At 52.5% G+C, this 20,655-nt stretch carries 25 protein-coding genes; 21 read left to right on the top strand and 4 right to left on the bottom strand.

Annotated features, from left to right (window positions below):
• Positions 1–51 precede the first annotated feature (51 nt).
• The 15 genes from moxG to OH31_RS01305 all read left to right on the top strand — a co-directional run bounded on the left by moxG (position 52) and on the right by OH31_RS01305 (position 12,518).
• Complete coding sequence (moxG, locus tag OH31_RS01375; RefSeq protein WP_024929333.1) at positions 52–627, top strand: cytochrome c(L), periplasmic; 576 nt, start codon at positions 52–54, stop codon at positions 625–627.
• A gap of 83 nt (positions 628–710) precedes the next feature.
• A complete protein-coding gene (locus OH31_RS01370) occupies positions 711–986 on the top strand; it encodes a methanol dehydrogenase [cytochrome c] subunit (RefSeq protein WP_024929332.1) in 276 nt (91 codons plus the stop codon).
• Between the two features lie 129 nt (positions 987–1,115).
• Positions 1,116–2,135, top strand: a complete 1,020-nt coding sequence (locus tag OH31_RS01365; RefSeq protein WP_024929331.1) for a MoxR family ATPase — start codon at positions 1,116–1,118, stop codon at positions 2,133–2,135.
• A gap of 66 nt (positions 2,136–2,201) precedes the next feature.
• Positions 2,202–3,113 carry a DUF58 domain-containing protein gene (locus tag OH31_RS01360; protein WP_024929330.1) on the top strand — a complete coding sequence of 304 codons (912 nt, stop codon included), beginning with the start codon at positions 2,202–2,204 and terminating at the stop codon, positions 3,111–3,113.
• Positions 3,110–4,039, top strand: a complete 930-nt coding sequence (locus OH31_RS01355) for a hypothetical protein (RefSeq protein WP_024929329.1) — start codon at positions 3,110–3,112, stop codon at positions 4,037–4,039. Before OH31_RS01360 ends, OH31_RS01355 begins: the two co-directional genes overlap by 4 nt.
• A 2-nt stretch (positions 4,040–4,041) precedes the next feature.
• Entirely contained in the window at positions 4,042–5,076 is a 1,035-nt protein-coding gene (locus tag OH31_RS01350; RefSeq protein WP_024929328.1) for a VWA domain-containing protein, read from the top strand.
• Positions 5,073–5,675 (top strand): hypothetical protein, encoded by a 603-nt coding sequence (locus tag OH31_RS01345; protein ID WP_024929327.1) that lies wholly within the window; start codon positions 5,073–5,075, stop codon positions 5,673–5,675. The genes OH31_RS01350 and OH31_RS01345 overlap by 4 nt, the downstream gene beginning before the upstream one ends.
• Positions 5,675–6,751 carry a vWA domain-containing protein gene (locus OH31_RS01340; protein ID WP_024929326.1) on the top strand — a complete coding sequence of 359 codons (1,077 nt, stop codon included), beginning with the start codon at positions 5,675–5,677 and terminating at the stop codon, positions 6,749–6,751. The genes OH31_RS01345 and OH31_RS01340 overlap by 1 nt, the downstream gene beginning before the upstream one ends.
• Positions 6,752–6,816: 65 nt before the next feature.
• Positions 6,817–7,410 (top strand): SRPBCC family protein, encoded by a 594-nt coding sequence (locus OH31_RS01335; RefSeq protein ID WP_024929325.1) that lies wholly within the window; start codon positions 6,817–6,819, stop codon positions 7,408–7,410.
• Positions 7,411–7,424: 14 nt separating this feature from the next.
• A complete protein-coding gene (locus OH31_RS01330; RefSeq protein WP_242402158.1) occupies positions 7,425–7,808 on the top strand; it encodes a hypothetical protein in 384 nt (127 codons plus the stop codon).
• A complete protein-coding gene (locus OH31_RS01325) occupies positions 7,805–8,185 on the top strand; it encodes a thioredoxin family protein (RefSeq protein ID WP_024929323.1) in 381 nt (126 codons plus the stop codon). The genes OH31_RS01330 and OH31_RS01325 overlap by 4 nt, the downstream gene beginning before the upstream one ends.
• Before the next feature lie 134 nt (positions 8,186–8,319).
• Positions 8,320–9,291 carry a cytochrome D1 domain-containing protein gene (locus OH31_RS01320; protein ID WP_024929322.1) on the top strand — a complete coding sequence of 324 codons (972 nt, stop codon included), beginning with the start codon at positions 8,320–8,322 and terminating at the stop codon, positions 9,289–9,291.
• Between the two features lie 153 nt (positions 9,292–9,444).
• Positions 9,445–10,407, top strand: coding sequence for a beta-propeller fold lactonase family protein (locus tag OH31_RS01315; RefSeq protein WP_024929321.1), 963 nt, complete (start codon positions 9,445–9,447; stop codon positions 10,405–10,407).
• Positions 10,408–10,503: 96 nt separating this feature from the next.
• Positions 10,504–11,883 carry an ATP-binding protein gene (locus OH31_RS01310; protein WP_024929320.1) on the top strand — a complete coding sequence of 460 codons (1,380 nt, stop codon included), beginning with the start codon at positions 10,504–10,506 and terminating at the stop codon, positions 11,881–11,883.
• The gene (locus OH31_RS01305) at positions 11,880–12,518 is read left to right on the top strand and encodes a response regulator transcription factor (RefSeq protein ID WP_024929319.1); all 639 of its coding nucleotides are present in this window, start codon (positions 11,880–11,882) and stop codon (positions 12,516–12,518) included. Before OH31_RS01310 ends, OH31_RS01305 begins: the two co-directional genes overlap by 4 nt.
• A gap of 6 nt (positions 12,519–12,524) precedes the next feature.
• Here OH31_RS01305 and OH31_RS01300 read toward each other — a convergent pair whose 3' ends face one another.
• The gene (locus OH31_RS01300; RefSeq protein WP_024929318.1) at positions 12,525–13,421 is read right to left on the bottom strand and encodes a LysR family transcriptional regulator; all 897 of its coding nucleotides are present in this window, start codon (positions 13,419–13,421) and stop codon (positions 12,525–12,527) included.
• 109 nt (positions 13,422–13,530) lie between these two features.
• On the opposite strand from OH31_RS01300, the gene OH31_RS01295 reads away from it, so the two are divergent.
• The 3 genes from OH31_RS01295 to OH31_RS01285 all read left to right on the top strand — a co-directional run bounded on the left by OH31_RS01295 (position 13,531) and on the right by OH31_RS01285 (position 15,459).
• The gene (locus OH31_RS01295) at positions 13,531–14,223 is read left to right on the top strand and encodes a type 1 glutamine amidotransferase domain-containing protein (RefSeq protein WP_024929317.1); all 693 of its coding nucleotides are present in this window, start codon (positions 13,531–13,533) and stop codon (positions 14,221–14,223) included.
• Entirely contained in the window at positions 14,220–14,513 is a 294-nt protein-coding gene (locus OH31_RS01290; protein WP_024929316.1) for a DUF1330 domain-containing protein, read from the top strand. The genes OH31_RS01295 and OH31_RS01290 overlap by 4 nt, the downstream gene beginning before the upstream one ends.
• Before the next feature lie 79 nt (positions 14,514–14,592).
• Entirely contained in the window at positions 14,593–15,459 is an 867-nt protein-coding gene (locus OH31_RS01285; RefSeq protein WP_024929315.1) for a DMT family transporter, read from the top strand.
• Positions 15,460–15,473: 14 nt separating this feature from the next.
• Here the strand turns inward: OH31_RS01285 and OH31_RS01280 are convergent, their stop codons facing one another.
• The gene (locus OH31_RS01280; protein ID WP_024929314.1) at positions 15,474–16,778 is read right to left on the bottom strand and encodes a Y-family DNA polymerase; all 1,305 of its coding nucleotides are present in this window, start codon (positions 16,776–16,778) and stop codon (positions 15,474–15,476) included.
• A gap of 145 nt (positions 16,779–16,923) precedes the next feature.
• On the opposite strand from OH31_RS01280, the gene pqqA (OH31_RS15335) reads away from it, so the two are divergent.
• Positions 16,924–16,995 carry a pyrroloquinoline quinone precursor peptide PqqA gene (gene pqqA, locus OH31_RS15335; protein ID WP_081624291.1) on the top strand — a complete coding sequence of 24 codons (72 nt, stop codon included), beginning with the start codon at positions 16,924–16,926 and terminating at the stop codon, positions 16,993–16,995.
• A gap of 78 nt (positions 16,996–17,073) precedes the next feature.
• On the opposite strand, the gene OH31_RS01275 is transcribed toward pqqA (OH31_RS15335), so the two are convergent.
• Positions 17,074–17,700, bottom strand: a complete 627-nt coding sequence (locus OH31_RS01275; protein WP_024929313.1) for a LexA family transcriptional regulator — start codon at positions 17,698–17,700, stop codon at positions 17,074–17,076.
• Between the two features lie 104 nt (positions 17,701–17,804).
• On the opposite strand from OH31_RS01275, the gene OH31_RS01270 reads away from it, so the two are divergent.
• A complete protein-coding gene (locus OH31_RS01270) occupies positions 17,805–18,620 on the top strand; it encodes a sulfite exporter TauE/SafE family protein (protein WP_019883010.1) in 816 nt (271 codons plus the stop codon).
• Positions 18,621–18,707: 87 nt separating this feature from the next.
• Here OH31_RS01270 and pqqA (OH31_RS14915) read toward each other — a convergent pair whose 3' ends face one another.
• Positions 18,708–18,779, bottom strand: a complete 72-nt coding sequence (gene pqqA, locus OH31_RS14915; protein WP_081624291.1) for a pyrroloquinoline quinone precursor peptide PqqA — start codon at positions 18,777–18,779, stop codon at positions 18,708–18,710.
• Between the two features lie 240 nt (positions 18,780–19,019).
• Between pqqA (OH31_RS14915) and OH31_RS01265 the strand changes: the two genes are divergently transcribed.
• Positions 19,020–20,651, top strand: coding sequence for an alpha-D-glucose phosphate-specific phosphoglucomutase (locus OH31_RS01265; RefSeq protein ID WP_024929312.1), 1,632 nt, complete (start codon positions 19,020–19,022; stop codon positions 20,649–20,651).
• Positions 20,652–20,655 lie beyond the last annotated feature (4 nt).

The raw sequence follows: 20,655 nt of genomic DNA, 5'->3' as shown, positions 1-20,655 counted from the left end.
TAGTTTTTGGAGTTTGAATTGAAAGAATCTCAACAATCTCAATCGCAGGCCATGCCGTTGCGCCGCGTGAAACAACAGCTGGCGATGGCGTTCGGCATCTCTGGCCTGGTCATGGCGACTTTTTTTACCGTGGCGTGCGCCAAAGATGACACCTCTGCGCAAACCCAGGGTGCCAGCAAAACTGCGCCAGCGAAAGTGGTACTGAAGGATGGCCCGGCGATCGAGTTCCGCGGCACGCTGTCCGGCGATGTGCTGGACCTTGCGCCGATGGAAGATGAAACCTTCACGCCTGAAGCCAAGCATTTCATGGCAACCGGTGAAAACCCATATCGCGGCAATGAGGAAGAGATTAAAAAAGGCTACACCATTTTCTCTACCGCCTGTTCCGGCTGCCACGGTCACCTGGCTGAAGGCAAGTTGGGACCAGCACTGGCTGACGATTACTGGACTTATCCTAAAAATGAAACCGACAAAGGCATCTTTGAAACCATTTATGGTGGCGCTGCCGGCATGATGGGGCCACAACAGGGCCGTATGACGGTTGATGAGATCCTGCATGTGATTGCCTGGATCCGTCACCAGGCCGAAGAAAACCTTAAAAACGGTGGCGCTGCGCCACACGGTTAAGCCCATTATCGGATTGTTAGGCTGGTGGGCAATCCGTTAATCGAAAACAATACACCAGCTAATTTATGATTAAGGAGAAAGTGATGAAACACGTATTGGCATTACTGGCTGTTGCCAGTGTGTTTGCGGTGTCAAATCAGGCGCTGGCTTACGACGGTCAAAGTTGTAAAGAGCCAGGAAACTGCTGGGAAGCCAAACCTGGCTATCCGGAAAAAATTGCGGGTTCCAAATATGACCCGAAACATGATCCGGTAGAACTCAACAAGCAAGAGGAATCCATCAAAGCCATGGACGCACGCAACGCAAAACGCATTGCGAATGCCAAATCCAGCGGCAATTTCGTGTTTGACGTGAAGTAATCTTAATTCCCCCCTAGGAAACTGGCATCGTTTCCGGTGTCAGTTTCGCCCCCTCAATGCATGTGGCAAACCGGTGTCGATTGTATGCAGTCGACAGTGGCCTGTTTCATTCTGAATCATGGATGGTGTATGGAAAATAAAATTGAATTAGCCGCCTGGCGTGAGCGCGCCCTAGCATTTGAACAGGCCATTAACACTGTGGTGCTGGGCATGCCGGAGCAAACGCGCGCACTGACTATTGCGATTTTTTCACGTGGGCACGTGTTGCTGGAAGGCGATGTCGGCGTAGGTAAAACCACGCTGTTACGCGCAGCAGCCCAACTATTGGGCGGCGGTTATCAGCGGATAGAAGGCGCCATTGATTTGATGCCTAGCGATTTTCTTTACCATGCTTATATCAATGAGCAAGGTCAGGCGGCGGTTAAACCTGGCCCATTATTACAGCACGATGAAGCCCTGGCGGTATTTTTCTTTAACGAAATCAACCGCGCCCGTCCGCAGGCACATGCCCTGTTTTTACGCTTGATGGCTGAACGTTCAGTCAATGCATTCAACCGCGAATACCGTTTCCCACACCTGACGGTGTTTGCTGACCGCAACCGCCTGGAGCGTGAAGAAACCTTTGAAATCCCGGCTGCCGCGCGTGATCGCTTCTTGATGGAAATCTCGGTGCAGGCGCCGGATGCGCATGACCTGCAGCGGGCATTGATGTTTGATACTCGTTTTTATGATGTGGATGCGCTGATTGCGACACTGCCCGCCGGATTAACGCCTTACGACCAGTTAAACCTGGTCGCGGAAACCATACAGAATTCAGTCCGGGCCGAAATTGGATTGCAGGAGTATGCCGTTGATTTATGGCGTGCGCTAAAAGACCCGGCAGCAGCCGGCATCCAGTTACCCGATGTCGATATGTCACGCTTGCTGGCTGGCGGTGCCAGCCCGCGCGGTACCGCCATGCTCATGCGCAGTGCGCGTACCCGTGCCTGGATAGAAGGCCGTGATTATTTAACGCCGGACGATATCCGTGCCGTGTGGCCATTTGTCATGACGCATCGCGTATTCTTCAATGGCGCTTATGCCCTGCAACACGCACGACTGGCGCCACTGTTATTGCAAGCGGTTCTGGACAAGGTGTCTGCCCCTTAAGTCTGGTGGCAGTCTGTTTTTATCTTTATGACTATCCTGTCAGTACCCACGGCGAATGCTTCTGAGATGAGTTCATCATCGTCGCAGCTGCAGGCTGCGTTTGAGCCAAGCCAGTTTTTTTACAATATCAACTGGCGCTCCAAGTCATACCACGCCGGGGCAACGCTCACTACGCACCATGGCAATGGCAGTGACTTTGCCGGGTTTGCCTCGTTGCTGGCGTGCCCTGACCCGAAACGCATCGATATCCGCGCCAGCGTGCGCACTGTACCCAGGCAATGGCTGGTGAGAACCTATCTGGAACGCGCTGCTGTAAGGGTCTATGCGATTATCGATGTCTCCAGCTCCATGTTTTTCCAGGGCGAGGCCAATATGCGCCAGCAGGTGACAGAGTTTGTCTCTTCACTGGCCTGGTCTGCCAACCGGCAAGGCGACGCGTTTGGCATGCGCGCGGCAGATGATCACGAACAACTGGCATTGCAAGTATTGCCCAGTTTTCAACCAGGCACAGCACAGGCCGTGGCACAACAGATCACACGTTACTGGCAGCAGGCAGAAACAATGAGTCGTGCTGATGGCCGCAGTGCCAACGCTATCCCGGAAACGCTCATGTCGCTAGGTTCGCAACGCGCGCTGGTTTTCCTGTTGTCTGACTTTTACTGGCCGGATGTCTTGTTGCAACAGACCCTGCAAGCTGGACAGCATCACGATGTGATTCCGGTTGTTCTACGCGACCGTACCGCGACAGCGGGTTTACCCAGCTTTGGCTGGGCACGCCTGCGCGATATGGAAACCGGTGAAGAACGCAGCTGGATGTTGAGGCGTAAGTTGCACCAGCAGATCGCCGACCATGCAAAACAGCAAAAAAAGTCACTCAATGCACGATTTTTAACAGCTGGTACGCGCGCTCCCTTGTGGTTAAAGCCGGGCTGGCGAGCAGAAGAAGTGAGTCGTCATTTGATGGAGAGCATGTCATGACTATGGGATTGCATGCAATGCATGGGCAAAAACATAAAAGGTTGTTGAAACTGGTAGGTAGCCTGCTGTGGCTGGCTGTGATGCAATCATCATATGCGAACGATGCTAATTTTAAGCCACGCGCCGAAAGCCATACTCGTGAAGCCGATTACACCCTGGGCAGTATTGCTCGGCAACATATTAAGCTGCATGTGCCGCCAGGCTTTGAACTGGATCCTGCCAGTCTACCAGCGCCAGCACAAAATGAAGCCATAGAACTCAGGAAAGCACACTGGACTAACAGTGACAGCAAAGCTGAACGCCTGATCCAACTCGATATCGACTGGCAGATATTTGTGGCAGGTGACACGGTGAAAACCTTGCCGCTGAAAAGCCTGCACCTGCAATTTAAACGTGACCAGCAACGCCTGACGATAGATATCCCTGCTGACAAAGTCATTGTTTCCAGCCTGCTGCCAGCGCGTATTGATGCCGAGCACGTCAAACTTTACCCGGATGCGCCATTGCCCGAGTGGCCGCTCTCCACTCAACTGTGGCAACTGGCTGCTTGGTTTCTTCTGTTGGGTTCAGGCCTGGTTTACTTTGCCTGGTATCTGGGCTGGATCCAGTTTCCGCAGGAAAAACGCATGCCGTTCAGGCAGGCGTGGCATGGTATCCGTCGCTTCAAGCAAGACCAAGATGAAACGCGTATGCAGGCCATGCGCCTGATCAGTCGCGCAGTCGATCAATTTGCCGGTTACGCCGTCACCGCAGAAAATTTGCCCAGGCTGCTGGCCAGCCAATCAGCCATCACACCTTATCGCGACAAGTTGCAGGATTTTTACCACAATGTTCAGCAAACTTTTTTTGCCGGTCAACCAGTGTCTTTGTCACTGAGTGAGTTGAAACAGCTCGCCAAAACCTTAAGCCAGGTGGAGATTTCCTGAGCATGTGGGAAGAAGGCGCGCAAACCGTATTACTGGCTTCAGGCTTTAATGAGCACTGGGGGCTGACGGATTTCTGGCCATTGCTATTGTTACCTTTGGCCGTATTGCCATGGGTATTGCGCGGGCAAATGAATTTCCCGCATCCGGCGTTACAAGGGTTACCCGCAGATCCGCTATCTGCCTGGCTGGATCGCCTGTGGAAGATGGCATTAAGTCTATTGATACTGGCCTTGAGTCTGGCGCTCACCGGCCCTTACCTGAAATCGCAATATGTCGAAAAGATAGGACGTGGTGCGCATGTCATGATCGTGCTGGACCGCAGTGCCAGCATGAATGAGCCATTTGTGAAAAAAGGTGACGATGCACAAGCACGCGTGCCCAAGATGGAAGTCGCCCGCAAGGTCCTTAAAACGCTGGTCGCACAAGGGCATGATGATTTAATGGGCATGGTGACTTTCAGTACTTCCCCAATTCTGGCGGCACCACTGGGCAATGACCGTGAGTTTGTGCAGGCGGCACTGGATGCCACCGAAGCCGGTGGCATGGGCTTTACCGCCGTGGCGCGTGGCTTGGGTATGGCACTGGATTACTTTGCGGACCAGCCAGTCACCGGCGCACGCGCCATGGTGCTGGTGTCGGACGGTGGCGCGCATCTGGATGGTAAAACGCAGGATATGTTACGCGCCATGTTTATGCGCCAGAAGGCTTCGCTGTACTGGATTTATCTACGCTCAGAGAGTGGCGTCAGCCTTAAGCAAAGCCTGGCAGAAGGCGAAAATATTGATGCCTACCCTGAGTATGCCCTGCATGAATATTTCCAGACCCTAAATGTGCCTTACCGCGTGTATGAAGCTGAAAACCCGCAAGCGGTGATGGCCGCGGTGCGCGATATCTCTACACTGAAAAATAAACCGACCAGATATCTTGAGCCTGTGTCGCGACAAGATTTAAGCCAGTATGCCTATGGCATGGCGTGGCTGGCGGCGGTGTGTTTGATGTGTTTGTATGCATTGGAATTGAAACGGTGGCAGGCATGAATAAAAAACTGGCAGGCGTCCTGCGGCGTGGCGTGTTATGGGCAGGGCTATTGATATTAATTTCAGTGGTGATGCTGATCAGGCAAGCGATAGATATCTATCAGGCTGAAGTCTATCGTCGCAGCCTGCAACCGCATGTGTTGATTGAAAATACCTTGCTTGGTGCAAACCAGACGCCGCAGGCCTTGTTTGCCAATGCGGTGTTTTATGACAACCAGGTTAAGCCCGAACAGGCATTATCGGAATTCGCCGCGCTGATTAGCAAGGTGCCTGAAGGTGACCCGCTACGTCAACAAGCCTATTTTAATTCGGGCAATATTTACCTGCGCACAGCGATCCGCTTGCTGGAACAACGTGGATTACCGGCCTGGGATGAGGCTGGCCCGCTGGTGGCACTGGCCAAGGAAAGCTACCAGAAAGCACTACGGGCGGAGCCGGACTGGTCTGAGGTGAAATATAACTATCACCTGGCCTTGCGCCTTGCGCCGACTACGCATGGCATGTCCGGGCCGCAGCAATATGAAGATGAGCAGATCAAGGCCGAAGAAGAGCCAAGTGGCTGGCCAGCCATGCCGGGTAATCCTAGAGGCATGCCCTGATGCAATTGTGGTCTTTTACGGCATGGCGAGCGAGTTTAAACACGTTGGCGGGTGGCTGGTCTGGTGAAGGGTCCAGGCTGCAAGCCTGGCGCAAGGTGTGTTTGATTGTGACGTTTGTATTACTTACCACGATCTTATTCCGGCCACATCTAATGCTACCCAATCGCGTTTATGACTGGTATTTCGTGGTGGATATCACGCAAAGCATGAATGTGCCTGATTACCAGGTGGCTGGTAAAAGTGTCAGTCGCTTGCAAATAGCCAAGCAAAGTATACGCAAAACCTTATCGGCCTTGCCTTGTGGTTCACGGGTGGCGCTGGGGATGTTTACCGAACGCAATGTGGTGAATGTGGTGGAGCCAGTTGAGGTCTGCGCCCATTTCGCCGCGCTGGACCAAACGGTTGCCAGCATGGACTGGCGCATGGCCTGGGCTGCGGATTCGTTTATCGCGCATGGTTTGTACAACGCCCTGGAGCAGGCACCGGAATTAGGCAAGCAGATACGCGTGATGTTTTTCACTGATGGCCAGCAGGCGCCACCTGCTAACCCCAAATATATGCCCAGCTATGCCGGTAAACCAGGCGATGTGCAGGGATACCTGGTCGGCATGGGCAAGCCAGTCGCCAGCAAAATCCCCAAGCTGGATGAAAAGAATGCGGTTTCCGGCTATTGGGAACAGGAAGAAGTGCAGCGTTTCGGCAACTTTGGCATGGCTGAGACTTTGTCGGTACTGGCGATGGAGCAGGGCCAGCATGACCGCAATGCCGGTCACGGCCCGGGGACTGATTTGCTGAATAATGCGCACCTCTCGGCACTGGATGAACAGAACCTGCAACGCCTGGCTAACACCACTGGCCTGAATTATGTGCGTCTGGAGCAGTCAGCGCAAAGCAGCAGTTGGGCGACTGGCTTGGGCATGACTGCCTGGCGCTGGGCCGATACCGACCTCAGGCCTTGGCTGGCCGTGCCGGCGATAGTTTGCTGGCTGCTGTACCTGCTGCTGACATTTTCCGGTAGTCGCTGGGTCAAGTGGTTGGCGCGACGCTGGTCTGGCATCAGGCTGCGCAGTCACTAAAAGTTTTCAGTGAACAACAGATTTTAAGTAAACAACACGTTTAGTTTTTTAGAGAAGGAGCAACAATGAAGTGGTCTTTATTACTGATTGGATTAATGAGTGCAAATGCCTGGGCGCATGGCCCGACACCACAGAAAACCGATGAATCCATTCAGGTGAATGCGGCAGCCGATGCCGTATGGAAGCGTATCAGCGCGCCTTGTGCACTGGCGCAATGGCATCCACAAGTGACGGCCTGCGAGGCAGTCAACGACAAGCAGCAAAAAATTACCCTCAAAAACGGCAAGCATTTATTACAGGAAATCGATGAGGTTTCTGCCGCAGACATGACGGTGGCTTATCGCCTGTCGGGCGACATTGACCTGGAAGCGCTACCTGTCAGCTCCTTGAATGGCAAAATCAAGGTGGTGGCCGATGGCAGCAATGCCAAGGTGGTCTGGACAGCACGCTATTACCGCGCCTTTACCGGCAATGAACCGCCAGCCGGGCAGGATGATGAGTCAGCCAAAAGTGCGGTCGACAGTTTTGTCAAAGACGGCTTGCAAGGCCTGAAAGATGGTCGCCAGAATGCAGCGGTCAATAGCAGTGGCTGGCGCAACAAGATCTGCGCACATTTGCGTCCTTTGTTTAAACGCATGGGTACAAGCGTGTGCGCCTGAATCAGTTAGCCAGCATGATGACTCGCATACGCTTGCTGGTTGCTGTCAGTGCCTGGATATTCCTGGCCACTACCCCGGCCATGGCTGCCAGTGAAAACAGTGAGGTCACGCTGGTCGAAACCGATGACAGTCTATGTCTGGCACATGGCGGTCAACTGGTGTCGCTGCAACTGTCCGCTGTCAGCATTGAACAGGACGCCTCAGCACAGGTTGAGGTGTGGGTGGATCGCTGGTTTATGCAAGTGCAAACGGCAGACCATACCCGCCATGTGTTGAGTGCGCAGGTGCCGGTCGCAGAGCTCGGCTGTTCGCAAAGCATAGCCGGGCCGCAACACTGGACGCTGAGTGTAATCAGACGTCTACCATCAGTCGTTAATTCTTTCAGAGAACCCTTATGAATACAAAGAATATTTGCGCATTAAACAGCCAGGCTGCCTTTAATCAGCAGGTGGCTAATCATGATTTTATGGTGGTGCTATTTACTGCTAGCTGGTGTGACCCTTGCCAGGTGTTTACCCCGGTATTTGCTGAGGTAGCTGCGCAAACGCCCTCTGTTCTATTCGCAACGGCCGATGTGGATGTGGCGACAGATCTGGCCGCCAACTTTCAGGTGACGCAGGTGCCCGCACTTATGGTGATCCGTGAGCGTGTCGTGATCGATATGATGCATGGCGCCATGCATGCCCACGAGCTGCAACATCATCTGCATATGTGGCAAGCGCTGGATATGGCGGCGATTAATGCCCATTTTGCGCAAAGAGTATCTGCTTCCTAGCCTCACTGCCGTGAAAAAATCCCTGCCAGTTGCAGGATACTGTCTGACGTTTTAAGACAGATAAACACCTATAGTTGAACATCGCTCAAAGACCATACGCGAGGAGAAGTATGTTTTTTCGGAAGGCGTCCAGCATGGCGTCTGCACGCCCATACTTTCAAATATTTGCCGGGTTATGGTTGGCCTGTATGGTTCTGCATGGGCAAGCAGCAGAGCTTGCTTATATCACCAACCAGGGTGATCACACGGTGTCGGTGGTCGATATGCAGCAGCGCACCGTGCTGCATACCCTGGCAGTGGGCAAGTCGCCGGTTGGCGTGGCGGTCGATCAGCAACAGCAAAAAGTATATGTAAGCAATGTTGAAGGCCACTCATTGTCGGTCATCGATATGCAGCATCAGCAAGTGATACGTACGATTGATTTACCGATTGCGCCAGTCGGGTTGGCCGTGAGTAAAACGAGTGACCGTTTGTATGTGGCTGACTGGTATCACGACACTTTGCTGGTCGTGGCTGCAGATAGCGGGCAGGTACTGGCAAATATTCCGGTCGGGCAAGCACCTGGCGGCCTGCAATTGAGTCTGGATGGTAGCACTTTGTATGTTGCCAATCGCGACAGTGACGATATCAGTGTGATTGATACCCACAGCAACAAAGCGCGTCATCGGGTCAACGTTGGCAAGCATCCATTTGGATTGAGTTTAAGTCCGGATGGCCAGCAATTATTTGTGGTGAATGTGTATTCAAATACGGTCAGCGTGATGGATACGCGCACTCAACAGGTACTGGCGACGCTGAATACGGGCGATCACCCGTATTGCGCCACACCGGACCATCGCGGGCAACGCTTGTTTGTCAGTAATACGGGTGACGATAGCGTGAGCGTGATTGATCTGGCAACGCGGCAAACCATTCGCAAGATTCGTGTGCCGGGCACGCCGGAAGGCATTGCTTTTGATGCTGAGCACCAGCAGGTGTTGGTGGCCAGCTGGATGGATAACGTTATTGCCATCATCGACAGTGAACGCCTGCTTATTAAAGCAACGGTTGCCGTCGGTTCACAGCCGCGGGCGTTTGGTCAGTTCATCGGGAGTAAATCCCGATGAAATCGGGAAGGCTGCCGCTATTGGGGCAGTCGCAGCATGCTTAATATGCAATTATCAATTTAAATGACTTAATTTAATTGATTTGCATAAAGTATATCTCCATGTTCAGGCCAGTTGTTGCAGCAACTGGTCGATTTTTTTGAAGGACACTCTATGCAAAAAATACTGCAACAGCTTCTATTGACAACGGCCTTGGCCACTACGTCTTTCTCAGTTTTCTCCCAAGCTTTCGCCTATGTGCCCAATGAAAAAGATGGCACGGTGTCGGTCATTGATACCAGTACCGATGAGGTGGTGAAGCGCCTGCCAGCCAAGGGCCAGTTCGGTAAAAAAGTTCAGGCCGCCGCCGTACACCCTGGCAATCAAAATTTGTATGTCGTGGTGCGCGATAAAAATGCGGTAGCTGTGGTGGATACCCAACAAGGCAGGCAAGTCGCCTTGATCAAGGTCGGCGACGAACCTGAGGGCATCGATATTTCGCCGGATGGCAAGCTGCTGGCGGCCTGCCTGGAAGAGGAAAATGCGGTGGCGCTGGTAGACCTGCAGACCAACAAGGTCAAACACACTATTCATACCCAGGGCAGAAACCCTGAGCACTGTGTATTTTCGCCTGATCAGCGGTGGTTATTGGCGAGCAATGAAGAAAGCAATGATGTGGATGTGATCAATCTGACATCACTCAAATCCGAACATTTGATTGCTGCCACCAAGCATCCGCGCGGCGTGGGCTTCAGCCTGGACAGCAAATGGGCTTATGTCGCCAACGAAGCGGCAAATTTGCTGGAAATTGTCTCCACCAGTGACTGGAAAGTGCATGCCAATATCAAAGTCGGCTTGCGCTCTAATGGTGTCAAGGTTAATGCCGATGGCAGCCGCATTTATGTCAGCAACGGCGGCGACCATAATATTAGCGTGATTGATACGGCCAGCCGTCAGGTGATTGCCACTATCGCGGTGGGGCAACGGCCGTGGAATATGGCACTGACGCCAGATGGCAAAAAACTGTATGTCGCCAATGGCCGCAGTCATAGCGTGTCTGTCATTGATACGCAAACGAATCAGCGCTTAAAGGATATTCCGGTGGGCACCTTGCCTTGGGGTGTGGTGATTCGCTAGTCCGCCTATAATGCGTGGTATCCCTGCATGCCAGGGGTATGAATCGGGAAAAATTCCCGATAGTTTTTGGGCGATCGACTTTAAAATCCACACAGCATGATGAAATCTCTCAGCCTTCAGTTCAAACTTAACCTGATCATTACCTTGTTATTGCTCGGCTTATTGCTGACCTGGGCAGTGTCCGTGGTGAAAAATGCGCGCGAAGACGTATTGGCTGAGGTGGACTCAAGCACCAACCTGGTGATTCATTTGCTGGATGCGGAAATTGCGCATTACATGACAGATTTTGGCTGGTTGAATCACAGTGAAAATGGTCAAACCAATCTGTTCAGGCTGGATGAGTTGACCAATATCCGCCATTTAAAAGTGGATTTTTTTGATATGAATGGCCGCTTGCGTGAGTCTAACCGCTCGACACGATTGGTCCCTACCGGTGAAGAGCCCCCCGCGTGGTTTGTACGCCTGCTGGATATTTCCAGCGTGCTCAATGAACCCAAACGCAAGAATATTATTTTAAACGGGCGCTTTATCGGCGAGCTGGTCATTACACCAGACCCGAGTTTTGAGTTGCGCGAAATTTGGGATGACACCTCTGGTTTGCTGGCAATTGTCGGCCTGTTTGGTCTCAGCGTATTGTTGTTTGTTTATTGGACGGTGCGCGCGACATTTAAGCCAGTGAAACAGATTATTCATGGTTTGAACCAGATTGAGCGCGGTGAATATCAAAGTCGCTTGCCTGGGTTTGAGCAGATTGAGCTGAGTGAGATCAGTGACAAGTTCAACAGCATGGCCAGCACGCTGGAGCAAAGTATCCGCAACAACCATCGTTTAACGCAGCAGATTATCCACTTGCAGGAAGAAGAACGTAAAAAGCTGGCGCGTGACCTGCATGATGAAATCGGCCAATACCTGACCGCGGTGCATGTGGATGCCAGTGCGCTGGTGGCGGCGAAAAAACTCAGTGTGGCACGCGAAAGCGCGCAGGCGATTGCACAGATCACACGGCAAATGATGGTGACCATACAGGATATCCTGGCGCGCTTGCGCCCGCGTGTGCTGGATGAGTTGGGGTTGAGCCTGGCGCTGGCCGAGTTGATTCATCACTGGCATGACCGTAACCGCGGCATCATGGTGGTGAATGCGATTTCCAACCACCTGAGCCAACATGATGAATCGGTGTCGGTGACGATCTACCGAATTTTGCAGGAATGCCTGACCAACATCAGCAAGCATGCCGCTGCGACACGCGTGACGATAGAGGTGACTGAAAGTGAGCAGGGCCTGTATCTGCTGGTGGAGGATGACGGACGCGGGTTTGATACCAGTGTGCAAAGTCGCGGTTATGGTCTGGCGGGTATGCAGGAGCGGGTAGAGGGCTTGATGGGTAGCATGAACATTACGAGTGCGCCAGGGCAGGGCACGCGTATTGAGGTCCGTTTTCACACAACAGAAGGTTTTCAGGAAGCAGTGACATGACAGTTAAGGTAGTGTTGGTGGATGACCACAGCGTGGTGCGTTCAGGGTTGCGTCGTTTGCTCGAAAGCCATAAGTCGATTGAAATCGTGGCCGAGGCAGATACCGGGGAATCAGCGTACCAAGTCTATGGCGAGATCTTGCCTGATGTCATGCTGATGGATATTTCCATGCCTGGCATGGGCGGCCTGGAGGCCGCTAAACGTATTTTGCAGCGCTATCCGCAAGCCAGAATCGTGATTTTCTCCATGCACGAGGCGGTGTCGTTTGCCGCGCAGGCACTTAAAACTGGTGTGAAGGGCTATGTGACTAAAACCGGTGTGGCAGAGGATTTGGTGCAGGCGGTGCTGGATGTGGCCAAAGGCCGCACGTTTTTAAGCCAGGATGTAGCGCAGAAAGTCGCCTTGCAAACCTTGATTGGCGAAAGCAATCCCTTGCAGCAATTGACGTCACGCGAGTTCGAAGTATTCCGCCTGTTGGCCGAAGGCAAGCGCGTGGAAGAGGTGGCCGATATGCTTAAAATCAGCCAGAAGACCGTGGCTAACTATTACACTTTGATCAAGCAGAAACTGTCGGTGAACAGCCCGGTGGAAATGGTGCGGCTGGCCATGAAGCATGGCCTGATTGATGCCGCCTAGCCATTGTTAGAGCGTACGTGCCACTTCTTCAATTAATGACCGTAGCCAGCGATGCACGGGATCATGCCGGTATCTGACATGCCAGGCGATATCCACCGGGAAAGTGCCCAGGTCAACTGGCGTTGGCAATATTTTTAAGCGCGTATCATTGGCCAGGCGGCGGCAAATCTGGATCGGCAGTGTGGTGCAATAATCGGTGACGGAGATCACTTCTGGTACCGAAAGAAAATGCGTGACCGACACCGCCACTTCACGTTTTAAGCCCTGCCGGTCCAACGCCTGAAACAATCCTGCGCGCATGCGCCCTGGTGGTAGCACATTCACGTGTTTCAATTGTTCATATTGCGTTTTGCTGATCTCATTGCCTATGGTCGGGTGGTCGGCGCGCACCACACAAGCCAGCCTGTCATCCATCAGGTGCTGCACAATCAGGTTGTCTGGCGGGTCGACGAAACGCCCCATGACCAGCGCCGTGCTACCTGAAATCACCCCGGTTTCAGCAAGGTCATTGCCGTAAGGAATAATGCGCAGCTTGATGCCTGGGGCCAGTACGCGCAGCTTGGCCACGACTGCCGGAATCAGCACATACTCCACATAGCTATTAGGGGCGATCGTGAATAACAGATTGGCACTGGCCGGGTCAAAGGCCTGCTGTTCGAGGACGATTTCATCCAGTTGCCCAATCGCCTCCATAATTACTGGCGCCAATGCCTCCGCTTTCTGTGTCGGCTGCATGCCATAACGTTCACGGATAAATAATGGATCCTGGAGTATTTCCCGCAGGCGGTTCAATGCATTCGACAATGCAGGCTGCGTGATGCCCAGCCGGTCAGCCGCGCGCGTCACACTGCGCTCTTCCATTAAGGCGATAAATACTCGTAATAGATTCAGGTCGTAGCGCATTTAAATATTCATATTGTGAATAACTGAAATATACATAATAAATTTCAAAAATGGAATCAAAGCGTTCATGATGGACTCACCTGATCACTTAATCACTAAGGAGCTTTAAATGAACATCCTGATCGTCCTCACCTCGCATGACACCCTGGGTAATACCGGCCTCAAAACTGGTTTCTGGCTCGAAGAGCTGGCTGCGCCTTATTACGCGTTTAAGGCTGCGGGTGCGCAATTGACATTGGCATCGCCTAAAGGCGGCCAGCCGCCGCTGGATCCTAAAAGTAATGATCCCGCTTTTCAAACGGCGGACACCAAACGTTTTGAAGCCGATGCAGAAGCAGGCAAAGCCCTGGCGACGACCGTGCCCTTAAGTTCGGTGTCACATAATGGTTTTGATGCGGTGTTTTATCCAGGCGGGCACGGACCATTGTGGGACCTGGCAGAGGACCGCGACTCCATTAGCTTGATCGAGTCGACATTGAATGCAGGTAAACCTGTCGCGCTGGTTTGTCATGCGCCTGGCGTATTGCGCCATGCCAAACAGCCAGATGGTCGCCCGCTGGTGGCGGGCAAGAAAGTCACAGGTTTCACTAATACTGAAGAAGAAGCCGTTGGCTTAACCAATGTCGTCCCTTTCCTGGTCGAAGATATGCTGGCCAATCATGGCGGTATTTTTTCAAAAGGCGCTGACTGGCAACCGTATGTGGTCGAGGATGGTTTGTTGATTACCGGGCAAAATCCGGCGTCGTCTGCCTTAGCCGCACAGTCTCTTGTACAACGTCTACAAGGTGCGCAAACATCATGAGTGCCTACGTGGTCATGATACGTGAGCAGACCACGGATCAGGCCGCCATGGATACTTATGCCAGCCTGGCCCCTCTCGCCCGGGAGGGGCATGCGGTCACGCCGCTGGTGAAATATGGCGCGCTCAATATCCTCGAAGGCCCGTCCTTTGAGGGGTGTTTAATCCATCGCTTTCCCACCGTCAAAGCAGCCGAAGCCTGGTACCACAGTCCGCAATATCAGCAGGCCGTTAAGCATAGGCACCAGGGCGCGCAATATCGGGTGTTTATTGTGGAAGGGATTGACGGCTGAAGCAGACACAGGCTATAAGGATTTGTTGCGGCATTGAAATGCGGCCACTTTTAAAAAATCGAACGGTATATAAAATTAAATGAATCACTTCAAAACCTATTTAATGGCCACCATGGCAGCGATTTTCTGGGGCGCTAATTTCAACCTGGCGCGCCCGGTCATTGCTGAAATGGGGCCTTATGTCGCGGGCGCAAGTCGCTATGTGCTGGCTGCGGCTGTCATGGTCTTGATTGCACAAATGCGAAAAGAGGCGATTCCTGCGCAGCATTGGAAAGCATATCTGACGCTAGGAGTGGTTGGCGTATTTGGCTTTAACCTGTTTTTCTTTCTGGGCATGGAAACGTCCTCTGCCATCAATGGCGCCCTGATTATGGCCTTGAATCCCTTGCTGACGGCTGTGCTGGGCTATGTGATTTTGCGCGACAGGCCAAGCACACAGCAACTGGTGGCCTTCCCGATTGGTATTGCGGGTGTGGCAATCGTGGTGCTGGGTGCGGGCGCGCAACTGACGATTGCGGTTGGCGATATCTACATCCTGATTGCCTCGCTAAATTGGGCGCTCTATAACGTATTGGTCAAAAAAATGATGCCTAAACAGGTGGGCGGTATTGCGAATACTGCGGGCATCATGACCGTCGGGGCGATGGCGTTGAGCATTGCTGCCATCATGCATGGCGATCATGTTGTGGTGCCAACCATACATGCCGGGGCTGCACTGCTGACGATGTCGCTAGGCGGCGGAGTGCTGGCTTATCTGTTCTGGAATGCCAGCATTTCGAATCTTGGGCCCTCAAAAGCGGCGATCTTTATGAACCTCGTGCCAGTCACCACCATGGTGATTGCGGCGTTTGAGCATGTGCCGCCTAATCATGCGCAGTTGCTTGGTGCCATGCTGGTCATCAGTGCGGTCACTTTTAGCTCGGTGTCTGTATCTAAAACGGCTTAAGGTTTGGCGACTGATTAGTCCACTCTTAATAGCGCGTCCCAACTGGTGGTGTAAGCAGGACTTTTAAGCGCCTGCTTCATGCGCCAGGGTTGCTGGCGCTGTACTCCTTCGCTCGCCAGTTTGAGGGTGGCTCTGCCCATTTTTTGATTGATAGTGTCCAAGGCATGCATCAAGCGGCCTGTTTTCTCGTGCGAGGCCGTGGACTGGAATAAATCTTGTTGCTGCGCCTCCGCTGTCACCAATTCGCCTAGTGATACACCTGCTTTCATATAGTCATAGCCTGGCTGGTAAATCTGCCGTAAGGCCAGCAGGGCTGCCTGTACCAGTTGCAAGGTGTCGTTGGTGGCGATATGGAGCGGCAGGCGCAGGCTATTATCGTATTGCTGTTGTGCATTGCGAAAAGGGCTGGTGCGGATATAGACGTAGACACTGCCTGCATACAGTCGGCGCTTGCGCAGCTTTTCGCCAGCGCGGGTTGTATATAGCGTGACGGCTTCTGCCAGGCTTTGCAAGTCACGCACCGGACGGCCAAAGCTGCGCGTGCTCAGAATCTGCTGCTGTGGGCCGCGTATTTGTTCTAACTCAAGGCAAGTCGTGCCATTCAATTCGCGCACGGTTTTCTCCATCACCACGTTAAACCGCTGGCGCATAGTCGCCGCATCGCTGACCTTGAGGTCATAGGCCGTATGAATGTCTGCATCATGCATGTGCTTGCTCAAATGGCGGCCTATGCCCCAAACGTGGCTGACGTCGATATCGCGCAAGGTATCGTCTACCGATGTGATTGGCAGGGTGTTGAAGTTACAGACGCCATTCAACGTGATGTGTTGTTTGGCACAATGATTCGCCAGTTTTGCCAGCGTTTTGCTGCTGGCAATGCCGACACACACTGGCAAGCCCGTCGATTGCAGCACTGTTTGCCTGAGTTGCTGTGCATAGGCGGTCAGGTCACGCCTGGAAAACGCAGTCAAGTCGAGAAATGACTCGTCAATTGAGTACACCTCCTGTGACGGGCTAAACTGCCGCAGCACCGACATCACACGATTGCTCATGTCTGCGTACAAAGCATAATTTGACGAATAGGCAATCACCCCCTCTTGCTCGGCATATTTGCGTACCTTGAACCACGGCGCACCCATGGGGATGTCCAGCGCTTTGGCTTCTGCGCTACGGGAGATAATGCAACCATCGTTATTGCTGAGCACCACCACCGGGCGGCCACGCAGTTTGGGGTTAAACACACGTTCGCAGCTGACGTAAAAATCATTGACATCGACAAGCGCCATCGCCCTGATGGCAGGCTGATTGAATGCTGGCATATTCATTTGCATGAGGGGTGTTTCATGAAATTCCCTAAACGCTGTTCATGATCCGCAATAGCAGGATTGTTGCGGCATGGGCCGATAATACATTCACACGAGCCAGACATGGGGTCGGTTCGGGGAATCAAAAAAGGAGATCATTATGTGGACTAAACCAGCTGCTACCGAAATGCGTTTCGGCTTCGAAGTAACCATGTACGTGATGAACAAATAAGTTCATCTGCGTTCATGAAACCCGGTTGCCCATGATCAATAGGCGCCGGGTTTTTTATTGCCTGCAGCACTGTTTTTGTTACCTGAATCGCCTGAATGAGCCTATCACTACGCCCCAGACTTCAAACTGCATGGGCGCTTGAATCAGGATAGGCATATAGCGGCCAGACGAGTTTGCCGGCAACAATTTTGGTGTGCCATCTTGTTGTTTGGCCAGCGTTTTAATGGTGAACTCACCATCTATCATTGCCAGCACAATATCGCCGACCACGGCTGATTTACCTTTATCTACGACCGCCTTATCGCCCGGCATCAAACCGGCCTCTATCATCGACTCACCTTGTATGGTGACAAAAAAAGTGGTGTCGGCCTGATCAATCAAATATGCGCTAGGATCCAGGCGCTGCTCAACATGGTCATCGGCCGGGGAGGGAAATCCGGCGGGTACCTTGGATGCATAGAGCGGCACTGCCATCGGTTGTGCTGCACTGTCAGGAAACGCGAAAACTTGCGGACTGTTCAGACTCTCCCTGTTTTGCCGTTGTTGCTGTTGTTTGGCATAGGCCGCCAGCAAGTCACCAATCACGGTTTTCTGGCTGACAGGCACGCGCATCACGGTGGTGCTTTCCTGGTATAAACCAGAGCCCGGTTTACGGCCCGCGCCCGCCCGTCTGCCACCTGCTTTTTTCACATATTGATCACTCATTTGATTATTGTAACAAAAATTATTACAGGTCAGCGTAAAGAAAAATATGCAAATGGTGCTGAGTCAGCCGTTATACTGTTGCGCTTTCAACGGATGAGTGTCGCATGGACTGGATACAACTTTTTATTGAGCAATATGCGCTGTTTTGCCTGATCGGCGTGGTGGTTGGTGTGCTGTCTGGTTTGCTGGGAATAGGCGGCGGCATTGTGTTGGTGCCTATGTTACATGCCATGCTGGTGGCCAAGGGCTTTTCGGCTGATGCGGCTTTCCATATGGCGCTGGCGACCTCAATGGCCTGCATTGTGTTTACCTCGCTGTCCAGCATTCTGGCGCATCATAAAAACCAGAATATCGTCTGGCCGTATGTCTGGGCCATGGTGCCGATGGCGTTTATTGGTTCCTTGCTGGCAACCCTGGTGGCGATTCACCTTGATGCGTTTTACTTGACGCTGTTTTTTGCTACCTTTACTTTTTTTGCGGCGATTCAGTTATTCCTGGATCGCAAACCCACCCAGCACAAAATACCGGGCAAGGTGGAAATCAGCCTGGTGTCATTGTTGATCGGTGTGATCTCTGCGCTGGTGTCGATCGGTGGCGGCACGTTGACGGTGCCTTATCTGGCCATGCGTAATGTGTCTGTGAAACAGGCGATTGGTACGTCGGCGGTACTGGGCTTCCCGATTGCATTGGCGAGCACGGTGAGTTATCTGCAAGACGCTGCCCGACAGGCGACACATGCGCCAGATACATTTGGCCTGCTCTATTTGCCCGCTATTATGCTGATTACACCGCTTAGCGTGTTATTTGCCCCGGCAGGCGTGGCGTTGACCAAGCGCTTACCGGTCAAGGTGTTAAAACGTATCTTTGCTGTTTTCTTGATGGCAGTGAGTATCAACCTGTTGTGGTCACAGCTTGCCTAAGCTCACAGCGGCAGACAATAAAAAAACCGCCGTATTCCGGCGGTTTTTTTGTTCAGCGCAATCTTGATACTTAAGATTAAGTGCTGATTATTTGTTCATAACGTACATCGTCACTTCAAAGCCAAAACGCATTTCAGTAGCAGCTGGTTTAGTCCACATGATAGTCTCCTTTGGTTGTTTGGTAGTACATCGTGCTTGATGTACTTGTATGACTGTGACTATACGCCGGTGTTTCAAAACTACCCTGAAGCGAATCCGTAAAAGCGGCTCATGATTTTACGTAGTTTGCAGGGACGGGAAATGATAAAAAGTGTGAGGAAATCGTCTGTGTAGCAAAAAAACTGACATGAATCTGTAATACAATCAAAGCAGTCCATTAATAAAAAAGAGTGTGCTTGCATGTCGATTCAAACTGTCGCAACTAATCCTTTTTCTGACCAGAAACCTGGTACTTCCGGCTTGCGCAAAAAAGTACGTGTATTTCAGCAACCGCACTACCTGCAAAACTTTGTGCAGAGTATTTTTGATACGCTGGAGATTCCTGCCAATGCGACCTTAACGCTTGGTGGTGACGGCCGCTTCTATAATAAAGAGGCCATTCAGGTCATTATTAAAATGGCGGCCGCCAACGGTTTTGCCAAGGTACTGGTCGGCCAGCACGGCATCCTGTCCACCCCGGCTGCGTCCAACATCATCCGTAAATACCAAACTTTTGGTGGCATCATCCTCTCGGCCAGCCACAATCCGGCCGGGCCAGATGACGATTTCGGGATCAAATACAACACCAGCAATGGCGGCCCGGCACCGGAAAAAATCACCGATGCCATTTTTGCCAATAGCAAACACATTACACAATACAAACTGATCGATTTACCTGAAGTGGATTTGTCGAGCATAGGCGTGACCACGCTGGATGGCTTTGAGGTCGAAGTGATTGACTCAGTGGCTGATTACGCGGACCTCATGCAAAGCATGTTTGACTTCGCTGCCATCAAGCGCTGGTTGGCGGCAGGCCATCGCTTGCAGTTTGATGCCATGCATGCGGTGACCGGGCCGTATGCCAAGGAGATTTTCACTCATCGCTTGGGCGCCTCGGCGGATAGCCTGATCAATTGCGAAGTGTCGGAAAACTTTGGTGGTGGTCACCCGGACCCGAACCTGACGTATGCAGAAGACCTGGTCAAAATAGCCTATGGCGAACAAGCGCCAGATTTTGCGGCAGCGTCTGACGGCGATGGCGACCGCAATATGATTCTGGGTAACCATTTTTTTGTCACGCCGTCTGATAGCCTGGCGCTGATTGCAGCGAATGCCAAACTGATTCCTGCTTACGCCAAAGGCTTGTCTGGCGTGGCGCGCTCCATGCCGACCAGTGGTGCAGTGGATAGGGTGGCTGCCAAACTCGGCATTGCCTGCTACGAAACACCTACCGGCTGGAAATTTTTTGGTAACCTGATGGATGCTGGCCGCGTGACCCTGTGTGGTGAAGAAAGCTTTGGCACCGGTAGCGACCACGTGCGTGAAAAAGATGGTTTGTGGGCGGTGTTGTGCTGGCTGAATTTGCTGGCCGCGACGGGCGAGAGCGTTGAGTCGCTGGTGCGCAAACACTGGCAAGTGTATGGCCGCAATGTCTATTCGCGCCATGATTACGAAGGCGTCCCGACCGAGCAGGCCAATGCCGTCATCACTCACATCAAGGCGCAATTTGCCAACCTGCCAGGCCAGGCGTTTGGCAGCTATACCGTGAAAGCAGTGGATGATTTTAGCTATACCGATCCGGTTGACGCCTCAGTCAGCACTGGCCAGGGTTTACGTATCCTGTTTGCTTGCGGCTCACGTGTGGTCATTCGTTTGTCTGGCACCGGCACTGAAGGCGCCACTATTCGCGTTTACCTCGAAGCCTTTACTGAGGATGCTGCACAGCAGCAGCTGGATGCACAAGAGGCATTGGCGGAGCTGATCAGCGTATCACACCAGATTTCGCAGTTGCCGCAACTCACCGGCAGACAGCAGCCAACGGTTATTACTTAAGGCC

The organism is Methylophilus sp. OH31 (assembly GCF_000576615.1).
Lineage (GTDB): Bacteria > Pseudomonadota > Gammaproteobacteria > Burkholderiales > Methylophilaceae > Methylophilus.
Note: the sequence above shows the minus strand (reverse complement) of the source record. Positions and strands in the feature narration are given on the sequence as shown.

Bases quoted from the DNA above. Each gene is read 5' to 3' on its own strand.
- moxG (WP_024929333.1), top strand. From the start codon at position 52: ATGCCGTTGCGCCGCGTGAAACAACAGCTGGCGATGGCGTTCGGCATC.
- OH31_RS01315 (WP_024929321.1), top strand. From the start codon at position 9,445: ATGCAAAAAATACTGCAACAGCTTCTATTGACAACGGCCTTGGCCACT.
- OH31_RS01270 (WP_019883010.1), top strand. From the start codon at position 17,805: ATGGACTGGATACAACTTTTTATTGAGCAATATGCGCTGTTTTGCCTG.
- OH31_RS01265 (WP_024929312.1), top strand. From the start codon at position 19,020: ATGTCGATTCAAACTGTCGCAACTAATCCTTTTTCTGACCAGAAACCT.
- OH31_RS01280 (WP_024929314.1), bottom strand. From the start codon at position 16,778: ATGCCAGCATTCAATCAGCCTGCCATCAGGGCGATGGCGCTTGTCGAT.
- OH31_RS01285 (WP_024929315.1), top strand. From the start codon at position 14,593: ATGAATCACTTCAAAACCTATTTAATGGCCACCATGGCAGCGATTTTC.
- OH31_RS01345 (WP_024929327.1), top strand. From the start codon at position 5,073: ATGAATAAAAAACTGGCAGGCGTCCTGCGGCGTGGCGTGTTATGGGCA.
- OH31_RS01295 (WP_024929317.1), top strand. From the start codon at position 13,531: ATGAACATCCTGATCGTCCTCACCTCGCATGACACCCTGGGTAATACC.
- OH31_RS01335 (WP_024929325.1), top strand. From the start codon at position 6,817: ATGAAGTGGTCTTTATTACTGATTGGATTAATGAGTGCAAATGCCTGG.
- OH31_RS01330 (WP_242402158.1), top strand. From the start codon at position 7,425: ATGATGACTCGCATACGCTTGCTGGTTGCTGTCAGTGCCTGGATATTC.
- OH31_RS01350 (WP_024929328.1), top strand. From the start codon at position 4,042: ATGTGGGAAGAAGGCGCGCAAACCGTATTACTGGCTTCAGGCTTTAAT.
- OH31_RS01370 (WP_024929332.1), top strand. From the start codon at position 711: ATGAAACACGTATTGGCATTACTGGCTGTTGCCAGTGTGTTTGCGGTG.
- OH31_RS01310 (WP_024929320.1), top strand. From the start codon at position 10,504: ATGATGAAATCTCTCAGCCTTCAGTTCAAACTTAACCTGATCATTACC.
- OH31_RS01355 (WP_024929329.1), top strand. From the start codon at position 3,110: ATGACTATGGGATTGCATGCAATGCATGGGCAAAAACATAAAAGGTTG.
- OH31_RS01300 (WP_024929318.1), bottom strand. From the start codon at position 13,421: ATGCGCTACGACCTGAATCTATTACGAGTATTTATCGCCTTAATGGAA.
- OH31_RS01290 (WP_024929316.1), top strand. From the start codon at position 14,220: ATGAGTGCCTACGTGGTCATGATACGTGAGCAGACCACGGATCAGGCC.
- OH31_RS01275 (WP_024929313.1), bottom strand. From the start codon at position 17,700: ATGAGTGATCAATATGTGAAAAAAGCAGGTGGCAGACGGGCGGGCGCG.
- OH31_RS01320 (WP_024929322.1), top strand. From the start codon at position 8,320: ATGGCGTCTGCACGCCCATACTTTCAAATATTTGCCGGGTTATGGTTG.
- OH31_RS01365 (WP_024929331.1), top strand. From the start codon at position 1,116: ATGGAAAATAAAATTGAATTAGCCGCCTGGCGTGAGCGCGCCCTAGCA.
- OH31_RS01340 (WP_024929326.1), top strand. From the start codon at position 5,675: ATGCAATTGTGGTCTTTTACGGCATGGCGAGCGAGTTTAAACACGTTG.
- OH31_RS01360 (WP_024929330.1), top strand. From the start codon at position 2,202: ATGAGTTCATCATCGTCGCAGCTGCAGGCTGCGTTTGAGCCAAGCCAG.
- OH31_RS01325 (WP_024929323.1), top strand. From the start codon at position 7,805: ATGAATACAAAGAATATTTGCGCATTAAACAGCCAGGCTGCCTTTAAT.
- OH31_RS01305 (WP_024929319.1), top strand. From the start codon at position 11,880: ATGACAGTTAAGGTAGTGTTGGTGGATGACCACAGCGTGGTGCGTTCA.